This is a genomic window from Staphylococcus sp. HMSC067F07, from assembly GCF_001837405.1.
Taxonomy (GTDB): Bacteria; Bacillota; Bacilli; order Staphylococcales; family Staphylococcaceae; genus Staphylococcus; species Staphylococcus capitis.
In genome coordinates this window covers 178,684-197,875 of the sequence record NZ_KV832237.1, presented here as the reverse complement: position 1 = coordinate 197,875, position 19,192 = coordinate 178,684, and the positions used below count along the sequence as shown (strand labels likewise).

Sequence of the window (19,192 nt, the reverse complement as noted above, 5' to 3'; positions counted from 1 at the left end):
AGGAAATTGATTATGGCAATTTCACAAGAACGTAAAGATGAATTAATTAAACAATACCGTGTACACGAAACTGATACTGGTTCTCCAGAGGTTCAAATCGCTGTTTTAACTGCAGAAATCGCTGCATTAAACGAGCATTTACGTGAACACAAAAAAGACCACCATTCACGTCGTGGATTATTAAAAATGGTAGGTCGTCGTAGACACTTATTAAACTACTTACGTAGTAAAGATATTCAACGTTACCGTGAATTAATTAAATCATTAGGTATCCGTCGTTAATCTTAATATAGAATAACGAAAGTACCAGTTGAATGATACTTTTATTATAGTTTACTACTAAATAAATTTAATTAAGATGACTGTTTGAAAGCACTTTTCAAACGAGGCGTCAAAATGCATTACGACGGGATTTTACTATTAATAAATGAGCTAGTCATGCATAAGACGACAATGAGTGAAAGAGCTTGTCTACAGTCAAAGGAAAGCACCAGTTGAATGGTACTTTCCTTTTTTTATTATCGTACATAATAAAAAATATAAAAATATGTGAATAAATGATATGATGTAAGTAATAGAATGAAGAGAGGAGATTCATAATGTCTCAAGAGAAGAAAGTTTTCAAAACTGAATGGGCTGGACGCTCTTTAACGATTGAGACAGGGCAATTAGCTAAACAAGCTAATGGTGCTGTGTTAGTACGTTATGGAGATACAGTTGTGTTATCAACTGCTACTGCTTCAAAGGAACCTAGAGATGGTGACTTTTTCCCATTAACAGTGAACTATGAAGAAAAAATGTATGCAGCAGGTAAAATTCCTGGTGGATTTAAAAAAAGAGAAGGACGACCAGGTGATGAAGCGACGCTGACAGCTCGTTTAATCGATAGACCTATTCGTCCCCTTTTCCCTAAAGGATACAGACATGATGTTCAGATTATGAATATCGTCTTAAGTGCTGATCCAGATTGTTCACCTGAAATGGCTGCAATGATTGGTTCTTCAATGGCTTTAAGCGTCTCAGATATTCCTTTCCAAGGACCAATCGCAGGCGTAAACGTAGGTTATGTTGATGAAAATTATGTTATTAACCCTTCAGTTGATGAAAAGGAAGTTTCTAGATTAGATTTAGAAGTAGCTGGTCATAAAGATGCCGTAAATATGGTAGAAGCTGGAGCTAGCGAAATTACAGAAAGTGAAATGCTTGAGGCAATCTTCTTTGGACATGAAGAAATCAAACGTTTAGTTGCATTCCAACAAGAAATCATCGATCATATTCAACCTGAGAAACAAGAATTTATTCCAGTTGAACGTGATGAAGCACTCGTTGAAAAAGTAAAAGCTTTAACTGAAGAAAAAGGATTAAAAGAAACAGTTTTAACTTTTGATAAACAACAGCGTGATGAAAATCTAGATGCGCTAAAAGAAGAAGTAGTTGCACATTTTATTGTTGAAGAAGATCCTGAAAACGAAGCGCTTATTAATGAAGTGTACGCAATTTTAAACGATTTAGTGAAAGAAGAAGTTAGACGTTTAATTGCAGATGAAAAAATTCGTCCAGATGGTCGAAAAGTTGATGAAATACGACCACTTGATTCAGAAGTTGGCTTGCTTCCAAGAGCTCATGGTTCTGGATTATTCACACGTGGTCAAACACAAGCGTTATCAGTGTTAACGTTAGGTGCTTTAGGTGATTATCAACTTATTGATGGTTTAGGGCCAGAAGTAGAAAAACGCTTTATGCATCACTATAATTTCCCTAACTTCTCAGTAGGTGAGACAGGACCTGTTCGTGCACCAGGACGTCGTGAAATTGGTCATGGTGCTCTAGGTGAAAGAGCTTTACGTTATATTATTCCTGACACAGCTGATTTCCCTTACACAATTCGTATAGTAAGTGAAGTATTAGAATCAAATGGTTCTTCTTCACAAGCATCAATCTGTGGATCAACATTAGCTTTAATGGATGCCGGCGTACCTATTAAAGCTCCTGTAGCGGGTATTGCAATGGGTCTTGTGACTCGTGATGATAGCTATACTATTTTAACTGATATTCAAGGTATGGAAGACGCACTTGGTGATATGGACTTCAAAGTGGCTGGTACTAAAGAAGGTATTACTGCTATTCAAATGGATATTAAGATAGATGGATTAACACGTGAAGTTATCGAAGAAGCACTTGAACAAGCACGTCAAGGTCGATTAGCAATTATGGATCATATGCTACAAACAATTGATCATCCTCGAAAAGAACTAAGTGCTTATGCACCGAAAGTTGTTACTATGCATATTAATCCTGATAAAATCAGAGATGTTATAGGACCTGGTGGTAAAAAAATTAACGAAATTATTGATGAAACAGGTGTCAAATTAGATATCGAACAAGACGGTACAATCTTTATAGGTGCTGTAGATCAAGCTATGATTGATCGTGCGAAAGAAATTATTGAGGATATTACACGTGAAGCTGAAGTAGGTCAAGTTTATAATGCTAAAGTTAAACGTATTGAGAAATATGGTGCTTTCGTCGAATTATTCCCAGGAAAGGACGCATTACTTCACATTTCACAAATATCTAAAGAACGAATCAATAAAGTTGAAGATGTATTAAACATTGGCGATTCAATTGAAGTTAAAATTACAGAAATTGATAAACAAGGTCGTGTCAATGCATCTCATAAAGCTTTATTAGATGATTAGATTTAACTATTAAGGTTGAGTATTCTTAAATGAATGCTCAACCTTTTTATTTTATTTTAAAAAATAAAATCAGTTTAAAAGTTTCATTTCAATTAGTTATTTTAATTTAAATGATAATTCAAAATGTTCAAGCGGTTCAACCGTGCAATAATAGTGTACATCACGCATATTTTAACTTATAATAAATGGTGAGTTTATATATGGACGGGTCATTATTTATAGGAGGTAACATTTTGAGTTTAATAAAGAAAAAAAATAAAGATATTCGCATCATACCACTTGGTGGTGTAGGCGAAATCGCTAAAAATATGTACATCGTTGAAGTAGACGATGAAATGTTTATGTTAGATGCGGGATTAATGTTCCCTGAAGATGAAATGTTAGGTGTGGATATCGTTATTCCTGACATTCAGTACGTAATTGAAAACAAAGATAAATTAAAAGGTATTTTCCTTTCACATGGTCATGAGCACGCAATTGGTGCAGTTAGCTATATTTTAGAGCAAATTGACGCGCCAGTTTATGGTTCTAAATTAACGATTGCACTTATTAAAGAAAATATGAAGGCCCGTAATATTAAGAAAAAAGTGCGCTACTATACAGTATCTCATGATTCAGTAATGAAATTTAAAAATGTGAATGTGAGCTTCTTTAATACTACACACAGTATTCCAGATAGCTTGGGGATTTGCATTCATACTTCTTATGGTTCAATTGTATATACAGGAGAATTTAAATTCGACCAAAGTTTACATGGTCAATATGCACCTGATATGAAGCGCATGGCTGAAATTGGTGATGAAGGTGTATTTGCTTTAATTAGTGATTCTACAGAAGCAGAAAAACCTGGCTATAACACTCCTGAAAATGTCATTGAACATCACATGTATGACGCATTCACTAAAGTTAAAGGAAGACTTATTGTTTCTTGCTATGCATCTAATTTTATTCGCATACAACAAGTTCTAAATATAGCTAGTAAATTGAATCGAAAAGTATCATTCTTAGGTCGCTCACTAGAAAGTTCATTTAATATTGCTCGTAAGATGGGATATTTTGATATTCCGAAGGATTTATTAATTCCTATCAATGAAGTTGATAATTATCCTAAAAATGAAGTTATTATTATTGCAACTGGGATGCAAGGCGAACCTGTAGAGGCTTTAAGCCAAATGGCTCAAAAGAAACATAAAATTATGAATATTGAAGAAGGCGACTCAGTATTCTTAGCAATCACGGCTTCTGCTAATATGGAAGTAATCATAGCTGATACTTTAAACGAACTTGTACGTGCAGGGGCACACATCATCCCTAACAATAAAAAAATCCATGCTTCAAGTCATGGTTGTATGGAAGAATTAAAAATGATGTTAAATATAATGAAACCTGAATACTTTATTCCAGTGCAAGGTGAATTTAAAATGCAAATTGCTCACGCTAAATTAGCAGCAGAATCAGGTGTAGCACCTGAAAAGATTTTCTTAGTTGAAAAAGGTGATGTGATCAATTACAACGGTAAAGATATGGTACTCAATGAAAAGGTAAATTCAGGTAATGTACTTATCGATGGTATTGGTGTCGGAGACGTAGGTAATATTGTCTTAAGAGACCGCCATTTATTAGCTGAAGATGGAATTTTCATTGCTGTTGTCACGCTAGATCCTAAGAATAGACGTATCGCTGCAGGACCTGAAATTCAATCAAGAGGGTTCGTTTATGTTAGAGAAAGTGAAGAATTATTAAATGAAGCCGAAGAAAAAGTGCGTACAATTGTAGAAGCAGGTTTACAAGAAAAACGTATAGAATGGTCTGAAATTAAGCAAAATATGCGAGATCAAATCAGCAAATTATTATTTGAAAGCACGAAACGTCGTCCAATGATTATTCCAGTAATTTCTGAGATTTAATCTTAATAAATAACATTTGAAGAGGTTGGGACAATTGTGTATAGCAAATCATTTAAGGGATTTAAGATGATTATGCTCTGCAACGAGGTCTTCTTAATTTTTGTTCAAACATATCTAATTGGGATATAAGAATAATTGAGATGGCTTTAAACAATTAATTGTCCCTGCCTCTTTCATCTTATTAAATATATACATAATAGTTATTATTAGGCCGTAATTAAATAACTGTGAAAGATTAAAAAAGAAGGTGTGAAATCTTGCCACAAACAAAGAAAAAAACAACGAATAGAAGGAAAAGTAATGCTACGCGTAAAAATAGTAAAAGAAAAAAACAAAATGAGAGCCCTTTACGCTACATCATTGCTATTGTCATAATCATTCTTGTCGTTTTAGGAGCTTTTCAATTAGGCATAGTTGGTCAAATGATTGATAGTTTCTTCAATTATCTATTCGGTATGAGTAGATTTCTGACTTATATTTTAGTGATTCTAGGTACAGTCTTCATTACATATTCTAAAAAAATTCCTAAAACGCGTCGAAGTATTGGTGCGCTTGTTTTGCAACTTGCTTTGCTATGTATAACGCAACTTTATTACCATTTTAGTAAAGGCGTGTCATCTGAAAGAGAGCCAGTATTATCATATGTTTATAAATCATATGAACATACACACTTTCCTAACTTCGGAGGAGGTTTAATAGGTTTTTACTTATTTAAATTATTAATACCTCTTATATCAATAGCTGGCGTTATAATTATTACTGTTCTACTAATAGCTTCAAGTATCATACTTTTATCAAACTTAAGACATAGAGATGTAAGTAAAAGCCTATTTGAAAGTATGAAATCATCTAGTAAAAGTGCTTCAGAATCATTTAGAGACAAAAGAGAAACGAGTAAAGCTAGAAAAGAAGAGAGGGCTCAATTAAAAGCAGAGAGATCTGAAGAGAAAAAGAGAAAGAAAGAACAAGAAAGATTGCAACAAGAAAATGTCAAAGATGTTAGTGATCTTCCTGAAGTTCCGCAAAGTAATGACATACCTATTTACGGGCACAGTGACCAAGAAGATAAAAGCAATAGTGCACCTAAGACACGTAAAAAGCGTATTTTTGATCATGAGGCTAATAGTAGTGAAATCACTTCAAACTCACAAGATATTAAACAGAGTGACAACAAAGGTAATGTTTCAAGTTCTAATGAAGACAATGACAATGATAGTAGTAACGCTGAAGGATCAATCTCTGAAGCTGGAGAAGTAGCAAATGTGGAGTATGTGGTTCCACCTTTATCATTACTTAATCAACCAGCTAAACAACAGTCTACTTCTAAAGCTGAAGTTCAAAGAAAAGGTCAGGTCTTAGAATCTACAATGAAGAATTTTGGTGTCAATGCGAAAGTGACCCAAATTAAAATTGGTCCTGCGGTAACTCAATATGAAGTTCAGCCAGCTCAAGGTGTTAAAGTAAGTAAAATCGTTAACTTACATAATGACATTGCTTTAGCATTAGCAGCGAAAGATGTTCGTATAGAAGCTCCTATTCCTGGACGTTCAGCAGTAGGAATCGAAGTTCCTAATGACAAAATTTCATTAGTATCACTTAAAGAAGTTTTAGAAGAGAAGTTTCCATCTCAACATAAATTAGAAGTTGGTATTGGACGAGATATATCAGGAGAACCTGTATCTATACAACTCAATGAAATGCCTCATTTACTTGTAGCAGGTTCTACAGGCAGTGGTAAATCAGTATGTATCAATGGAATAATCACAAGCATTTTACTTAATGCTAAGCCGCATGAGGTAAAACTTATGTTAATTGATCCGAAAATGGTAGAATTAAACGTATATAATGGCATACCTCATCTACTTATCCCGGTAGTAACTAATCCACACAAGGCATCGCAAGCGCTTGATAAAGTAGTTGCAGAAATGGAACGTCGTTATGATTTATTCCAACATTCTTCAACAAGAAATATCGAAGGATATAATCAGTATATTCGTAAACAAAATGAAGAGTTAGAAGAGAAACAATCAGAACTTCCTTACATTGTAGTTATTGTTGATGAGTTAGCAGATTTAATGATGGTCGCAGGTAAAGAAGTTGAAAATGCGATTCAACGAATTACTCAAATGGCTAGAGCTGCAGGTATTCATTTAATAGTAGCCACTCAAAGACCTTCTGTAGACGTAATCACTGGTATCATTAAAAATAATATTCCTTCACGTATAGCTTTTGCAGTAAGTTCACAAACTGATTCTAGAACTATTATAGGTTCAGGTGGTGCCGATAAGTTATTAGGTAAAGGCGATATGTTATATATTGGTAATGGTGAATCGACTCAAACACGTATCCAAGGTGCCTTCTTGAGCGATAAGGAGGTTCAAGATGTAGTGGACTACGTTGTAGAACAACAAAAAGCAAATTATGTAAAAGAAATGGAACCTGACGCACCAGTTGATAAATCAGAGATGAAAAGTGAAGATTCCTTATATGATGAAGCCTACTTGTTTGTAATAGAACAACAAAAAGCGAGCACATCTTTATTACAAAGACAATTTAGAATTGGTTATAATCGTGCTTCACGATTAATGGACGATTTAGAACGTAATCAAGTCATCGGTCCTCAAAAAGGAAGTAAACCAAGACAAATTCTAGTTGATTTAGATAATGATGAGGTGTAAAAATGTCGGAAATGAATGCGATTTATAGAGTTAAACAATACATTTTAAAGTTAATAAAAAATGGAGAATTAGATAGTACCGGTAAGCTACCAAGTAATTTATCTATTGCACGTGCACTCAACGTGAAAACGGACGATGTTTATGATGGAATTGGTGAATTAATTACCGAACAAATTGTAACTGATAATTTTGAAGAGGGGACTAGTGTTAAAAAACAGCCTCCCTTCTTTTATCCATTAGATAAGTTAGTAAGTAATAGTAATATGATTGAAGAAGCTGGGTATAAAGCAGGTATAGAATATTTAAATTTTGATGAACAACCAGCAACTATTCTTGATGCTGAATTATTAGAAATAAGTGATAAAGAACCTGTGACTATCATTGAAAGATTAAGAACGGCTGATCAAATACCAGTAGTTTACTGTTTAGATAAAATCGCTAAACAAAATCTAACTTGTACAGACTATCAAAAAAGTAGTGGCTCTATGTTAAGAGCTATTAAAGAATCAACAGGACATGAGGTTAAACATGCAGAAATGGACTTAGAAGCAATTAGTTATGAACCTCATATTTCAGAAGTGTTAAACGCTTCTCCACATGAAGGTTTAATGCTATTAAAGGTAGTTCATTATGATGAGCAAGACCAACCTATTTTATATTCATTAAACTATATTAAAAGTAGTTTGGTTAAATTTAAAATAAATAAAAGCTAAGTAAAAATTTAATGTTTTTACAGGAATGGGAGGTATGCCGTTTGGAAAATAATACATTAGACAACTCCAATATACATATTAACGTTTTACCAACTAAAAAATTTAAAACAACCATGGTGACCTTTAAATTTATGGCGCCATTAGATTATAAAACAATAACGGCGCGTTCAATTTTAAGCAAAGTCTTAGTACGTGCTACACAACAATGGCCTAACGATAAAGCGTTAAATAGACATTTATCATCATTATATGGTGCATATATCAATAGTTTTGTATCTAAATTTAAGGATAAACATGTGATTACAATTTCTTTAGAAATTGCTAATGAGCGTTATTTAAAGGACTCAACTCCATTATTTGAGAAGGGTCTTAAGACGCTTAAAGAACTTATTTGGAATCCTTTAATTATTGACGAACAGTTTAATGAGAACTATGTAGCACAGGAAAAATCTTTGCTCACTAAAAAGCTTGAAGCAATGATTGATAATAAAGCTCAATATTCATTTTTAAAATTAATGAACCATATGTTTGAAAATGAACCCTATAAATATTTAGCTACAGGTCAAGTAGAACAAATACCTCATGTTACTGCTAAAAACTTGTATGATACATATAAATCAATGTTACATAACGATGATTGTGCAATTTACGTAGTTGGAAATGTAGATAAACAAAATGTGATAGATACAATACAAGAAAACTTTAATATTAAACCATTCAAATTTGAAAGTAATAATCGACCTGAGCATATAGATCAAAATAAATCATCTAAATTTATCATTGATAATGATGAAGTGGACCAAGCTAAACTCAATCTTGGTTATCGTTTCCCAACTTATTTTGGGAAAGAGAACTATTATGCATTCGTAGTTTTAAACATGATGTTTGGTGGCGACCCTTCTTCAGTGTTATTCAATGAAGTTCGAGAAAAGCAAAGTTTGGCCTATTCTATACATTCACAAATCGATGGAAAGAATGGATTTTTATTTGTTCTTAGTGGAGTTTCGGCTTCTAAATATGAGATTGCCAAAGATACTATTTTAGATGAATTTGAAAAATTAAAGAATGGTAATTTTGATGATGATAAATTAGAGTTGGCAAAGAAAATTATTATCTCTCATAGACATGAATCTACTGACAGATCTAAAAGTATTATCGAACTATTACATAATCAGGTGTTATTAGACAAACCTCAATCTGAAGAAGAATTCATCACTGCAATTAATGCTGTCACAAGAGAAGATGTTATAAAATTAGCTAATGAAGCTATGCTAGATACAATCTATGTTTTAACGAAAGGAGGTCAAAGTGAATAATGAAGGTACATAATTATGAATTGATAGATGAGAAAGTCTACGAACATGAACTTGATAATGGGCTTAAGCTGTTTATAATACCTAAACCAGGATTCCAAAAAACATTTGTGACTTATACGACACAATTTGGTTCTTTAGATAATCATTTCAAACCTATTGGAAGCCAACAATTTGTAAAAGTGCCAGATGGTGTAGCACATTTTTTAGAACATAAACTTTTTGAAAAAGAAGAAGAAGATTTATTTACAGCTTTTGCCGAGGAAAATGCTCAAGCTAACGCATTTACAAGTTTTGACCGTACAAGTTATTTATTTAGTGCTACAAGCAATATTGAAAGTAATATTAAGCGTTTATTAGATATGGTTGAAACGCCTTATTTTACTGAGGAAACGGTTAATAAGGAAAAGGGTATCATTGCTGAAGAAATTAAAATGTATCAAGAACAACCTGGTTACAAATTAATGTTCAATACTTTGAGAGCGATGTATTCAAACCATCCTATTCGCGTCGATATTGCTGGTAGTGTGGAGAGTATTTACGATATCACTAAGGATGATTTATACCTTTGTTATGAAACTTTTTATCATCCATCAAATATGGTTTTATTTATTGTTGGTGACGTAAACCCTCAAAATATGATTGATTTAGTAGAACAACATGAGGCAAAGCGAAATAAGACCAACCAACCTAAGATTGAGCGTGCAGAAATTGATGAACCCATTGAAGTGAATCAACACAACGTTACAGAGCAGATGAAATTGCAATCTCCAAGGCTAATGTTAGGTTTTAAAAATCAACCACTTAAAGAAAGCTCGGAAAAATATGTACAAAGAGATTTAGAAATGACATTTTTCTATGAGTTGATTTTTGGAGAAGAAACGGATTTTTATCAAAACTTATTAAATAAAGATTTAATTGATGAAACTTTTGGATATCAATTTGTGCTTGAACCTAGCTATAGCTTTTCTATTATTACCAGTGCAACACAGCAACCGGATGAATTAAAAGAATTATTACTTAATGAATTGAAGAAGTACAGAGGACAATTAGTTGATCAAGAAGCTTTCGACTTATTAAAAAAACAATTTATCGGTGAGTTTATTTCAAGTTTGAATTCACCTGAGTATATTGCTAATCAATATGCGAAATTATATTTCGAAGGTGTAAGTGTTTTTGACATGTTAGAAATTGTTGAAAATATAACACTCGAAAGTGTTAATGAAACATCTGAACTATTTCTAAATTTTGAACAACTTGTCGATAGTCGTTTGGAGATGAAACCATAATGAAAGCACTCGTACTTGGTGGTTCAGGTACTATAGGTTTAGCGATTGTTAAGCAACTCTTAAATGAAGGGTATCACGTAATTGTTCACTATCACTCTTCTAAATTAGAAGCCTTGAAACAAAAATTTAATCATAACCAAAATGTAGAATTCATCCAATGTGATCTATCTCAAAATCTAAATTTAGAAGATTATTTTGGACACATTAATGATTTGGATTGTCTTATTTATACTAGCGGCACTGCATTATATGGCATGTTACAAGATATGAGCGATGATGATATCGATAAGAGTTACGCTCTTCACTTAAGACAATTTATACGTTTATCCAGATTTTTTGTAGATATTTTAAGAAGAAGTGAAAACGGCCGAATTGTAGTTATTTCTTCTATTTGGGGAGAAACAGGTGCAAGCATGGAAACTATTTACTCAGCTATGAAAAGTGCTCAAATAGGTTTCGTTAAAGCGCTTAGTCAAGAACTTGCGCTTACGTCAGTAACCGTAAATGCTATAACTCCAGGATTTGTTTCAGGTAATATGAGCAAGGTGTGGTCAGAAGAGGAAAGAGATTCAATACTTCAAGAATTACCTCAGAATAGAATGATTGAACCTGAAGAGGTGGCCCATGTCTGTGCGTATTTGTGTCACCCCATGTCTAGAAGTATTACAGGTACTGTTCAAAAGGTAAATGGAGCATGGTATTTATAAAAATTTAAAGTATTTTGTAAGTAATTTAGGTTTTGATTTTATATGAAAATAAATACAATTCCTAAGTGCGCGTTTCTTAATCGATGTTATAATGTTTTTAAATCATACTTTGAAAAAGCTTTCAAGTGCGTGATTGAAAACAAGGGGTGGTTATATCATGGCAGTAGCAGAAAGAAAAGAATGGTATCTTGAATATGAGATTACAATTAATCGTGCAGGATTACTTGGGGACATATCAAGTTTATTAGGTATGTTAGGAATTAGTATTGTTACAATTAATGGTGTTGATCAAGGCAAAAGGGGTTTACTTATCAAAACTGATAAACTAGAAAAAGTTGAACGTTTTGAACAAATAGTTAAAGAAATTAATGAAATTGACATTACCAAATTAAGAATACCAGAACTTAGAGATCGTCTTGCAGTTAGACATGGCAGATACATAGAACAAGATGCGGATGATAAAAAAACGTTTAAATTTGAGAGAGAAGATTTAGGTTTACTTGTAGACTTTTTGGCTGAACTTTTTAAAGAAGAAGGACATAAGTTAATAGGAATACGAGGTATGCCACGTGTAGGTAAGACAGAATCAATCGTGGCCGGAAGCGTATGTGCGCATAAAAGATGGCTGTTTATTAGTTCTACTTTAATTAAGCAGACAGTAAGAAGTTCTTTAATCAAAGGTGAATATGATTCAAATCATGTTTATATTATTGATGGTGCGGTGACAGCTCGTGAATCTAATCCTAAGCACCAAGATTTAGTTAGAGAAGTTATGACACTCCCTTCGATTAAAGTAGTTGAGCATCCAGATTTATTTGTAGAAGCGTGTAATTATAGTATGGAAGACTTTGACTATATCATTGAATTAAGAGAAAATGAGAATCAAGAAATACATTATGATGAAATGAAAAAACAGACGATTCAAAGTAAAAATAATTTAGATTTCGGTGATCCATTTGGTGGAGGATTTGGTTTCTTTGAATAGGTTTGAGGAGGGCTATGTGTGAAAACTGTTGGTGAAGCATTAAAAGGTAGACGTGAAAGGTTAGGTATGACTTTAAATGAACTTGAGCAACGAACACAACTTAAGCGTCAAACTCTGATACATATAGAGAATAATGATTTTGATTTATTAGCCAAAAAGGATTACACAGAGGGATTTATCCGTAAATATGCTAATGTAGTCAACATTGAACCTAATCAACTTATTGAGGCTCATCGTGACGAAATACCAAATAATCAGAATCAAATTGATGAATTAATTGCTGCTTTCTCGAACGGTGAAGCTCCCTCGTATCGAAGTAAGTCAAAAGAAACGATGCAATTGATAATGCTAATTGGTCTTATAGTAATAGTTTCTTTAATACTTTGGATTCTTGCAGTGTTAATTATATAAATAAAGTTTAAGAAATGAGGATTTATTATGAATATACCGAATCAGATTACGGTATTTAGAGTTATATTGATACCCGTTTTCATACTATTTGCGTTAGTAGATTTCGGATTTGGAAAGGTATCTTTTTTAGGCGGGTATCACATTAGAATTGAAATTTTAATAAGTGCAATTATTTTTATTCTTGCATCGTTAAGTGACTTTGCAGATGGATATTTAGCACGTAAATGGCAACTTGTTACAAATATGGGTAAATTTTTAGATCCATTAGCTGATAAACTTTTAGTAGCGAGTGCTCTTATTGTAATGGTGCAATTAGGTTTTACGAATTCAGTTGTAGCTATAATAATTATTGCACGAGAATTTGCGGTTACAGGCTTACGTTTATTACAAATTGAACAAGGATTTGTAAGTGCGGCGGGTCAACTAGGTAAAATTAAAACAGCAGTCACAATGGTTGCGATTATTTGGATACTACTAGGTGATCCACTCGTTCATTATATTCATTTTCCACTCGGTGTGACATTACTTTATATAGGAGTGTTCTTCACTATCCTTTCTGGCATTGAGTATTTTTATAAGGGTAGAGATGTATTTAAACAATCTAAATAATATATGAATTTACAAGACTAGGCTTTATAAAAGTAAGATTATAAAGTTTAGTCTTTTTTGAACTCTTTTTTTAGATTTATTAAATCAGAAAATATATAATGAATTTATTGCGAAAAAAGATGGTCAAAGGGGTGAAAGTTGATGAAAATATCTATAATTGCCGTAGGTTCTGAATTACTTTTAGGTCAAATAGCAAACACGAATGGTCAGTATTTATCCAAACTATTTAATAGTATTGGTAAAAACGTGGTTGAGCATACTGTAATTGGAGATAATCCGGAAAGATTGGAATACATTATCAGACAAGGATTTGAACGTTTTGATGCTCTTGTGTTAACAGGTGGGTTAGGACCTACTAAAGACGATTTAACTAAACATACTGTAGCTAAAGTTTTAGGTAAAGAATTAGTTACTGACGAGGCTTCTTTAGAATATATTGAGAGTTATTTCAAGGAGCAAGGACAAGAAATGACACCTAATAATAAACAACAAGCATTGGTTATTGATGGTTGCAAAGTATTACCAAATAAAACTGGTATGGCGCCGGGAATGTTAATTGAAAAGAATGATAAAAAGGTTGTGCTTTTACCAGGGCCTCCTAGTGAAATGAAGCCCATGGCAAAGAATGAGCTATTACCTTACTTACTAGATGACGATAGCGTCATTTTTTCAGAGTTATTAAGATTTGCCGGAATAGGTGAATCTAAAGTTGAGACGATACTCATGGATCTTATAGAAAATCAAACTAATCCAACTATAGCTCCTTTAGCTGGAACACATGAAGTTTATATTAGAATTACTGCCAATTCTGATTCAAAGAATGATTGCAAAAATCTTATTGCCCCCGTCAAGAGGGAAATACTCGACCGTATAGGTGATTATTACTATGGATCTGATGACATTACTCTTGAAGAGGCTGTGATCTCTAAAATAAATGAAACGTTTGCTATATATGATGGAGTAACAAATGGTGCTTTATATACAAGACTTAAAAATGTAGATCAAAATAATGTACTTAATGGATTGTTACCACACAATGGTTTATTTATAGACACTACAGATAGTATCCACGACCAATTATTTAATGCAGCGCAATATGTAAAAGATTTATACCAAACTGATTTGGGTATTGTTTTATTACATGAAAATGAAGACGTCTACTTAGCTATGTACGATGGAGAAGTATTAAACGTTGATACTTTTAAAATGACTCAAAGTAGAAATTTATTAAGAAGCAGAAGTCAAAATTATGCGATGATTAAATTATTAAAATGGTTTGAAAATCGATGATTATTCTTTTACTGTTTTAAAAATAAGTACGTTTGTTCGATTTTGTATCATTTATAATTATAATTACACGAACAAATATTCGCAAAATGCTTGTGTTTTGAATGGATAGCTTGTATAGTAAAGATAAGATATTAAAAAAGATTACTTTCGTAATTAGGAGGTCTCGCTTTGGATAACGAACGTCAAAAAGCTTTAGATACAGTTATAAAAAATATGGAGAAATCATTTGGTAAAGGTGCGGTTATGAAATTAGGCGACAATAAAGGTCGTAAAGTATCAAGCACATCAAGTGGTTCTGTAACAGTGGATAATGCCCTAGGTGTAGGTGGTTATCCTAAAGGAAGAATTATAGAAATTTATGGACCTGAGAGTTCAGGTAAAACAACAGTTGCTTTACATGCAATTGCAGAGGTTCAAAAAAACGGTGGAGTAGCTGCATTCATTGATGCTGAACACGCACTTGATCCTGTGTACGCTCAAGCTTTAGGCGTAGATATTGACAACTTATACTTATCTCAACCTGATCATGGGGAACAGGGACTTGAAATTGCTGAAGCATTTGTTCGAAGTGGTGCAGTTGATATTGTCGTGGTTGACTCAGTGGCAGCATTAACTCCTAAAGCTGAAATCGAAGGTGAAATGGGAGATACACATGTCGGTTTACAAGCAAGATTAATGTCTCAAGCTTTAAGAAAATTATCTGGTGCAATTTCTAAATCAAACACAACTGCAATCTTTATTAACCAAATTCGTGAAAAAGTTGGTGTGATGTTTGGTAACCCAGAAACTACACCAGGTGGACGTGCATTAAAATTCTATAGTTCTGTAAGATTAGAAGTAAGAAGAGCTGAACAATTAAAACAAGGCCAAGATATCGTAGGTAACAGAACTAAAATCAAAGTTGTTAAAAATAAAGTAGCACCTCCATTCAGAGTAGCTGAAGTAGATATTATGTACGGTCAAGGTATTTCTAAAGAAGGCGAATTAATTGACTTAGGTGTTGAAAACGACATCGTTGATAAATCTGGTGCTTGGTACTCTTATAATGGTGATCGAATGGGTCAAGGTAAAGAAAACGTTAAAACGTATTTAAAAGAAAACCCTCAAATTAAAGAAGAAATTGATCGTAAATTACGAGAAAAATTAGGTATATTCGATGGAGACGTTGAAGAAACAGACGCTGAAGAAGAAGCACCTAAAACTTTATTTGATGAAGAATAATTTTTATTCAAAAGCATATATGTAAGTTTGAAAATGGATGGCTTTTTGCTATCCATTTTTTTAGAGTAAACTTTCACAATAACTAAGGATTTTAAACGTAGGATAAGGATTTCATACCTTGACACTTCTCTGTCGAAAAACGTACAATTAGTGTGTATGATTCTTATATAATTTCATATAATCATATTGATTTTGATATACAGAGCAAACCCTAGATAAAGGAGGTGTTTATGTGAATTTATTAAGCCTCCTACTCATTTTGCTGGGGATAATTCTAGGCGTTGTTGTAGGGTATGTCGTTGCCCGAAATTTATTACACCAAAAACAAGTTCAAGCAAGACAAACAACCGAAGATATTGTCACTTATGCTAATAAAGAAGCTGACAATATTAAAAAAGAAAAGTTACTTGAGGCAAAAGAAGAGAACCAAATTTTAAGAGAACAAACAGAAAGTGAACTGCGTGAAAGACGTGGGGAACTTCAAAGACAAGAAACCCGACTTCTTCAAAAAGAAGAGAACTTGGATCGAAAATCTGATCTTTTAGATAAAAAAGATGAGATTTTAGAACAAAAAGAATCAAAAATTGAAGAAAGACAACAACAAGTAGATGCAAAAGAGAGTAGTGTTCAAACATTAATAATGAAGCATGAACAAGAATTAGAACGCATCTCCGGTCTCACTCAAGAAGAAGCTGTAAATGAACAACTTCAACGAGTTGAAGAAGAACTGTCACAAGATATTGCAATACTTGTTAAAGAAAAAGAAAAAGAAGCGAAAGAAAAAGTAGATAAAACAGCAAAAGAATTACTTGCTACTACAGTACAGAGATTAGCAGCCGATCATACAACTGAATCAACTGTATCAGTTGTTAATTTACCTAATGATGAAATGAAAGGTCGTATCATAGGTAGAGAAGGTCGAAATATTCGTACATTAGAAACGCTTACTGGTATAGACTTGATTATTGATGATACTCCAGAAGCGGTTATTTTATCAGGCTTTGACCCAATTCGACGAGAAATAGCTAGAACAGCATTAGTTAACTTAGTTTCAGATGGTCGTATTCATCCTGGTCGTATTGAAGATATGGTTGAGAAAGCTAGAAAAGAAGTTGACGATATTATTAGAGATGCAGGTGAACAAGCTACATTTGAAATTAATGTTCATAACATGCATCCTGATCTAGTTAAAATACTTGGTCGATTAAATTATCGTACTAGTTATGGCCAAAATGTGCTTAAACATTCTATTGAAGTGGCGCACCTTTCAGGTATGTTAGCTGCAGAGTTAGGCGAAGACGTTACTCTTGCTAAGCGTGCAGGTTTACTTCATGATGTTGGTAAAGCTATTGACCATGAGGTTGAGGGAAGTCACGTAGAAATAGGTGTTGAATTAGCTAAGAAATATGGTGAGAATGAAACAGTAACTAATGCTATTCACTCACATCATGGTGATGTAGAGCCAACTTCTATTATTTCTATTTTAGTTGCGGCTGCAGATGCCTTATCAGCAGCAAGACCGGGTGCTCGTAAAGAGACACTTGAAAACTATATTAGAAGATTAGAAAGATTAGAAGCTTTATCTGAGAGCTATGATGGAGTTGAAAAAGCATTTGCAATTCAAGCAGGTAGAGAAATTCGTGTAGTTGTCTCACCTGAAGAAATTGATGATTTAAAATCATACAGATTGGCTAGAGATATCAAAGATCAAATCGAAGAAGAATTACAATATCCTGGTTACATCAAAGTGACAGTTGTTCGAGAGACTAGAGCAGTAGAATATGCAAAATAATTTTAGAGCCACTTACCGAGACATCGGTTAGTGGCTCTTATGCTTGAACGAAGATTCAAGTATGACAATGAAACTTACCGGTAAATCGGTTAGTGGCTCTTATGCTTGAATCAAAGATTCAAGTATGACAATGAAACTTACCGAGACATCGGTTAGTGGCTCTTATGCTTGAAATGAAGATTCAAGTATGACGAAAGGGTTTGACATAAAATAAAAAATCAACATAATCAATTGATTATGTTGATTCCTAAAAACTTAGTTTTTAATAATTAGTTTCCAAATTATTTTAATTGTAGGTCTGCATCATTGATTTCTTTAATGATTTCAGCTGTATCGTAACAATTAGTAGCAATGTTTGAATATTTTTCAGCTAAACGGTAAGCATTAATATAGAGTGTTAAGCTTTCTTTAGCAATATCTTCTGGTTCATCAGATTTTGCTGGATTCGCGTTTACTACTAATTCTGCAAATTTTTCAGGATCAATATTAATAGACATGTATGATTTACAACTCCTAGAATTTTGTTAACTTCATATTAACATATTAAATAAATACAAAAAAGAAAAGTCTTTTAATATTCAGAATAATTAATTTGTACTGGATACTTTAATTATATGACGGTATCTATTAAACTGTTTATGAGAGGATGAACGATTTATGAGAATATTGTTTATTGGAGATATCGTTGGAAAAATCGGTAGAAAAGCAATTTCTACATATTTACCAAAAATAAAACAAAGTTATCGCCCTACAGTTTCCATTGTAAATGCTGAAAATGCAGCACATGGCAAAGGGTTAACAGAGAAGATTTATAAACAATTATTAAGAGAAGGCGTAGATTTCATGACTATGGGTAACCATACTTATGGTCAAAGAGAAATTTATGACTTTATCGATGATGCACATCGCATGGTTCGTCCGGCTAATTTTCCAGAAGAAGCGCCAGGAGTTGGAATGCGTTATATTCAAATTAATGAAATAAAATTAGCTATTATTAACCTACAAGGACGTTCATTTATGCAAGATATTGATGATCCCTTTAAAAAGGCGGATCAATTGATAGAAGAAGCAAGAAAAGTCACTCCTTACATCTTCGTCGACTTTCATGCAGAAACAACTTCTGAGAAAAATGCTATGGGTTGGTATTTAGATAGTAGAGTGAGTGCAATAGTTGGAACACATACTCACATTCAGACTTCTGATAATCGCGTCTTACCAAACGGGACTGGCTATATCACTGATGTGGGTATGACAGGATATTATGATGGAATTTTAGGTATCAATCGCGAAGAAGTGATTAATAGATTTATTACAAGTTTACCTCAAAGACACGTCGTACCAGATGAAGGGCGCAGTGTTTTATCTGGCGTCATTATTGATTTAGATAAAGAAGGTAAAACAACACAAATTGAAAGAATATTAATAAATGACGACAATCCTTTTCAGGGATAAACCCCTGTCTTGATAGTGTTTAAAGGTTATCGTCCATTAGTATGAATTTAATTTTGTACCACTGTTTACATAGTAAAACGGTGGTTTCTTTTGTTATTATTAAATATGAATTATATCCACAGGAGG

At 33.1% G+C, this 19,192-nt stretch carries 15 protein-coding genes and 2 pseudogenes; 16 read left to right on the top strand and 1 reads right to left on the bottom strand.

Annotation, left to right across the window (positions count from 1 at the left end; translation table 11 throughout):
* The first annotated feature begins 12 nt into the window (after window positions 1-12).
* From rpsO to rny, 15 genes and pseudogenes are all read left to right on the top strand, one after another.
* The gene (gene rpsO, locus HMPREF2706_RS07915) at window positions 13-282 is read left to right on the top strand and encodes a 30S ribosomal protein S15 (protein ID WP_002436359.1); all 270 of its coding nucleotides are present in this window, start codon (window positions 13-15) and stop codon (window positions 280-282) included.
* Window positions 283-599: 317 nt separating this feature from the next.
* Window positions 600-2,699: a polyribonucleotide nucleotidyltransferase gene (gene pnp, locus HMPREF2706_RS07910; RefSeq protein WP_070862308.1), complete on the top strand. Its 2,100-nt coding sequence runs from the start codon at window positions 600-602 to the stop codon at window positions 2,697-2,699.
* Window positions 2,700-2,932: 233 nt separating this feature from the next.
* Complete coding sequence (rnjB, locus tag HMPREF2706_RS07905) at window positions 2,933-4,606, top strand: ribonuclease J2 (protein ID WP_002469869.1); 1,674 nt, start codon at window positions 2,933-2,935, stop codon at window positions 4,604-4,606.
* A gap of 257 nt (window positions 4,607-4,863) precedes the next feature.
* Window positions 4,864-5,719: pseudogene (locus HMPREF2706_RS12470) on the top strand (DNA translocase FtsK 4TM domain-containing protein); the annotation flags it as partial.
* Between the two features lie 104 nt (window positions 5,720-5,823).
* Window positions 5,824-7,284, top strand: a pseudogene (locus HMPREF2706_RS12465) (DNA translocase FtsK); the annotation flags it as partial.
* 2 nt (window positions 7,285-7,286) lie between these two features.
* Window positions 7,287-7,997: a GntR family transcriptional regulator gene (locus HMPREF2706_RS07895; RefSeq protein WP_070862307.1), complete on the top strand. Its 711-nt coding sequence runs from the start codon at window positions 7,287-7,289 to the stop codon at window positions 7,995-7,997.
* 41 nt (window positions 7,998-8,038) lie between these two features.
* Entirely contained in the window at window positions 8,039-9,313 is a 1,275-nt protein-coding gene (yfmF, locus tag HMPREF2706_RS07890; protein ID WP_083319932.1) for an EF-P 5-aminopentanol modification-associated protein YfmF, read from the top strand.
* Complete coding sequence (gene yfmH, locus HMPREF2706_RS07885; protein WP_030064811.1) at window positions 9,313-10,599, top strand: EF-P 5-aminopentanol modification-associated protein YfmH; 1,287 nt, start codon at window positions 9,313-9,315, stop codon at window positions 10,597-10,599. The genes yfmF and yfmH overlap by 1 nt, the downstream gene beginning before the upstream one ends.
* Window positions 10,599-11,306, top strand: coding sequence for an elongation factor P 5-aminopentanone reductase (gene ymfI, locus HMPREF2706_RS07880; protein ID WP_023350378.1), 708 nt, complete (start codon window positions 10,599-10,601; stop codon window positions 11,304-11,306). The genes yfmH and ymfI overlap by 1 nt, the downstream gene beginning before the upstream one ends.
* 157 nt (window positions 11,307-11,463) lie before the next feature.
* The gene (locus HMPREF2706_RS07875) at window positions 11,464-12,291 is read left to right on the top strand and encodes a YmfK family protein (protein WP_002436330.1); all 828 of its coding nucleotides are present in this window, start codon (window positions 11,464-11,466) and stop codon (window positions 12,289-12,291) included.
* A gap of 18 nt (window positions 12,292-12,309) precedes the next feature.
* A complete protein-coding gene (locus HMPREF2706_RS07870) occupies window positions 12,310-12,702 on the top strand; it encodes a helix-turn-helix domain-containing protein (protein ID WP_030064815.1) in 393 nt (130 codons plus the stop codon).
* Between the two features lie 27 nt (window positions 12,703-12,729).
* Window positions 12,730-13,311 carry a CDP-diacylglycerol--glycerol-3-phosphate 3-phosphatidyltransferase gene (pgsA, locus tag HMPREF2706_RS07865; protein ID WP_002469863.1) on the top strand — a complete coding sequence of 194 codons (582 nt, stop codon included), beginning with the start codon at window positions 12,730-12,732 and terminating at the stop codon, window positions 13,309-13,311.
* A 141-nt stretch (window positions 13,312-13,452) separates the two neighbouring features.
* Window positions 13,453-14,601 carry a CinA family nicotinamide mononucleotide deamidase-related protein gene (locus HMPREF2706_RS07860; RefSeq protein WP_030064817.1) on the top strand — a complete coding sequence of 383 codons (1,149 nt, stop codon included), beginning with the start codon at window positions 13,453-13,455 and terminating at the stop codon, window positions 14,599-14,601.
* Window positions 14,602-14,769: 168 nt separating this feature from the next.
* Window positions 14,770-15,822 (top strand): recombinase RecA, encoded by a 1,053-nt coding sequence (gene recA, locus HMPREF2706_RS07855; protein WP_002437037.1) that lies wholly within the window; start codon window positions 14,770-14,772, stop codon window positions 15,820-15,822.
* A 232-nt stretch (window positions 15,823-16,054) separates the two neighbouring features.
* Window positions 16,055-17,614 (top strand): ribonuclease Y, encoded by a 1,560-nt coding sequence (rny, locus tag HMPREF2706_RS07850; protein WP_070862305.1) that lies wholly within the window; start codon window positions 16,055-16,057, stop codon window positions 17,612-17,614.
* 281 nt (window positions 17,615-17,895) lie between these two features.
* On the opposite strand, the gene HMPREF2706_RS07845 is transcribed toward rny, so the two are convergent.
* On the bottom strand, window positions 17,896-18,111 hold the full coding sequence (locus HMPREF2706_RS07845; RefSeq protein WP_002437019.1) for a hypothetical protein: 216 nt from the start codon (window positions 18,109-18,111) through the stop codon (window positions 17,896-17,898).
* 160 nt (window positions 18,112-18,271) lie between these two features.
* Between HMPREF2706_RS07845 and HMPREF2706_RS07840 the strand changes: the two genes are divergently transcribed.
* Entirely contained in the window at window positions 18,272-19,066 is a 795-nt protein-coding gene (locus HMPREF2706_RS07840) for a TIGR00282 family metallophosphoesterase (RefSeq protein ID WP_070862304.1), read from the top strand.
* Window positions 19,067-19,192: the final 126 nt, after the last annotated feature.

Coding starts and splice junctions, on each gene's coding strand:
- rpsO (WP_002436359.1), top strand. CDS start 13: ATGGCAATTTCACAAGAACGTAAAGATGAATTAATTAAACAATACCGT.
- pnp (WP_070862308.1), top strand. CDS start 600: ATGTCTCAAGAGAAGAAAGTTTTCAAAACTGAATGGGCTGGACGCTCT.
- HMPREF2706_RS07895 (WP_070862307.1), top strand. CDS start 7,287: ATGTCGGAAATGAATGCGATTTATAGAGTTAAACAATACATTTTAAAG.
- yfmH (WP_030064811.1), top strand. CDS start 9,313: ATGAAGGTACATAATTATGAATTGATAGATGAGAAAGTCTACGAACAT.
- ymfI (WP_023350378.1), top strand. CDS start 10,599: ATGAAAGCACTCGTACTTGGTGGTTCAGGTACTATAGGTTTAGCGATT.
- HMPREF2706_RS07875 (WP_002436330.1), top strand. CDS start 11,464: ATGGCAGTAGCAGAAAGAAAAGAATGGTATCTTGAATATGAGATTACA.
- pgsA (WP_002469863.1), top strand. CDS start 12,730: ATGAATATACCGAATCAGATTACGGTATTTAGAGTTATATTGATACCC.
- HMPREF2706_RS07860 (WP_030064817.1), top strand. CDS start 13,453: ATGAAAATATCTATAATTGCCGTAGGTTCTGAATTACTTTTAGGTCAA.
- HMPREF2706_RS07845 (WP_002437019.1), bottom strand. CDS start 18,111: ATGTCTATTAATATTGATCCTGAAAAATTTGCAGAATTAGTAGTAAAC.
- HMPREF2706_RS07840 (WP_070862304.1), top strand. CDS start 18,272: ATGAGAATATTGTTTATTGGAGATATCGTTGGAAAAATCGGTAGAAAA.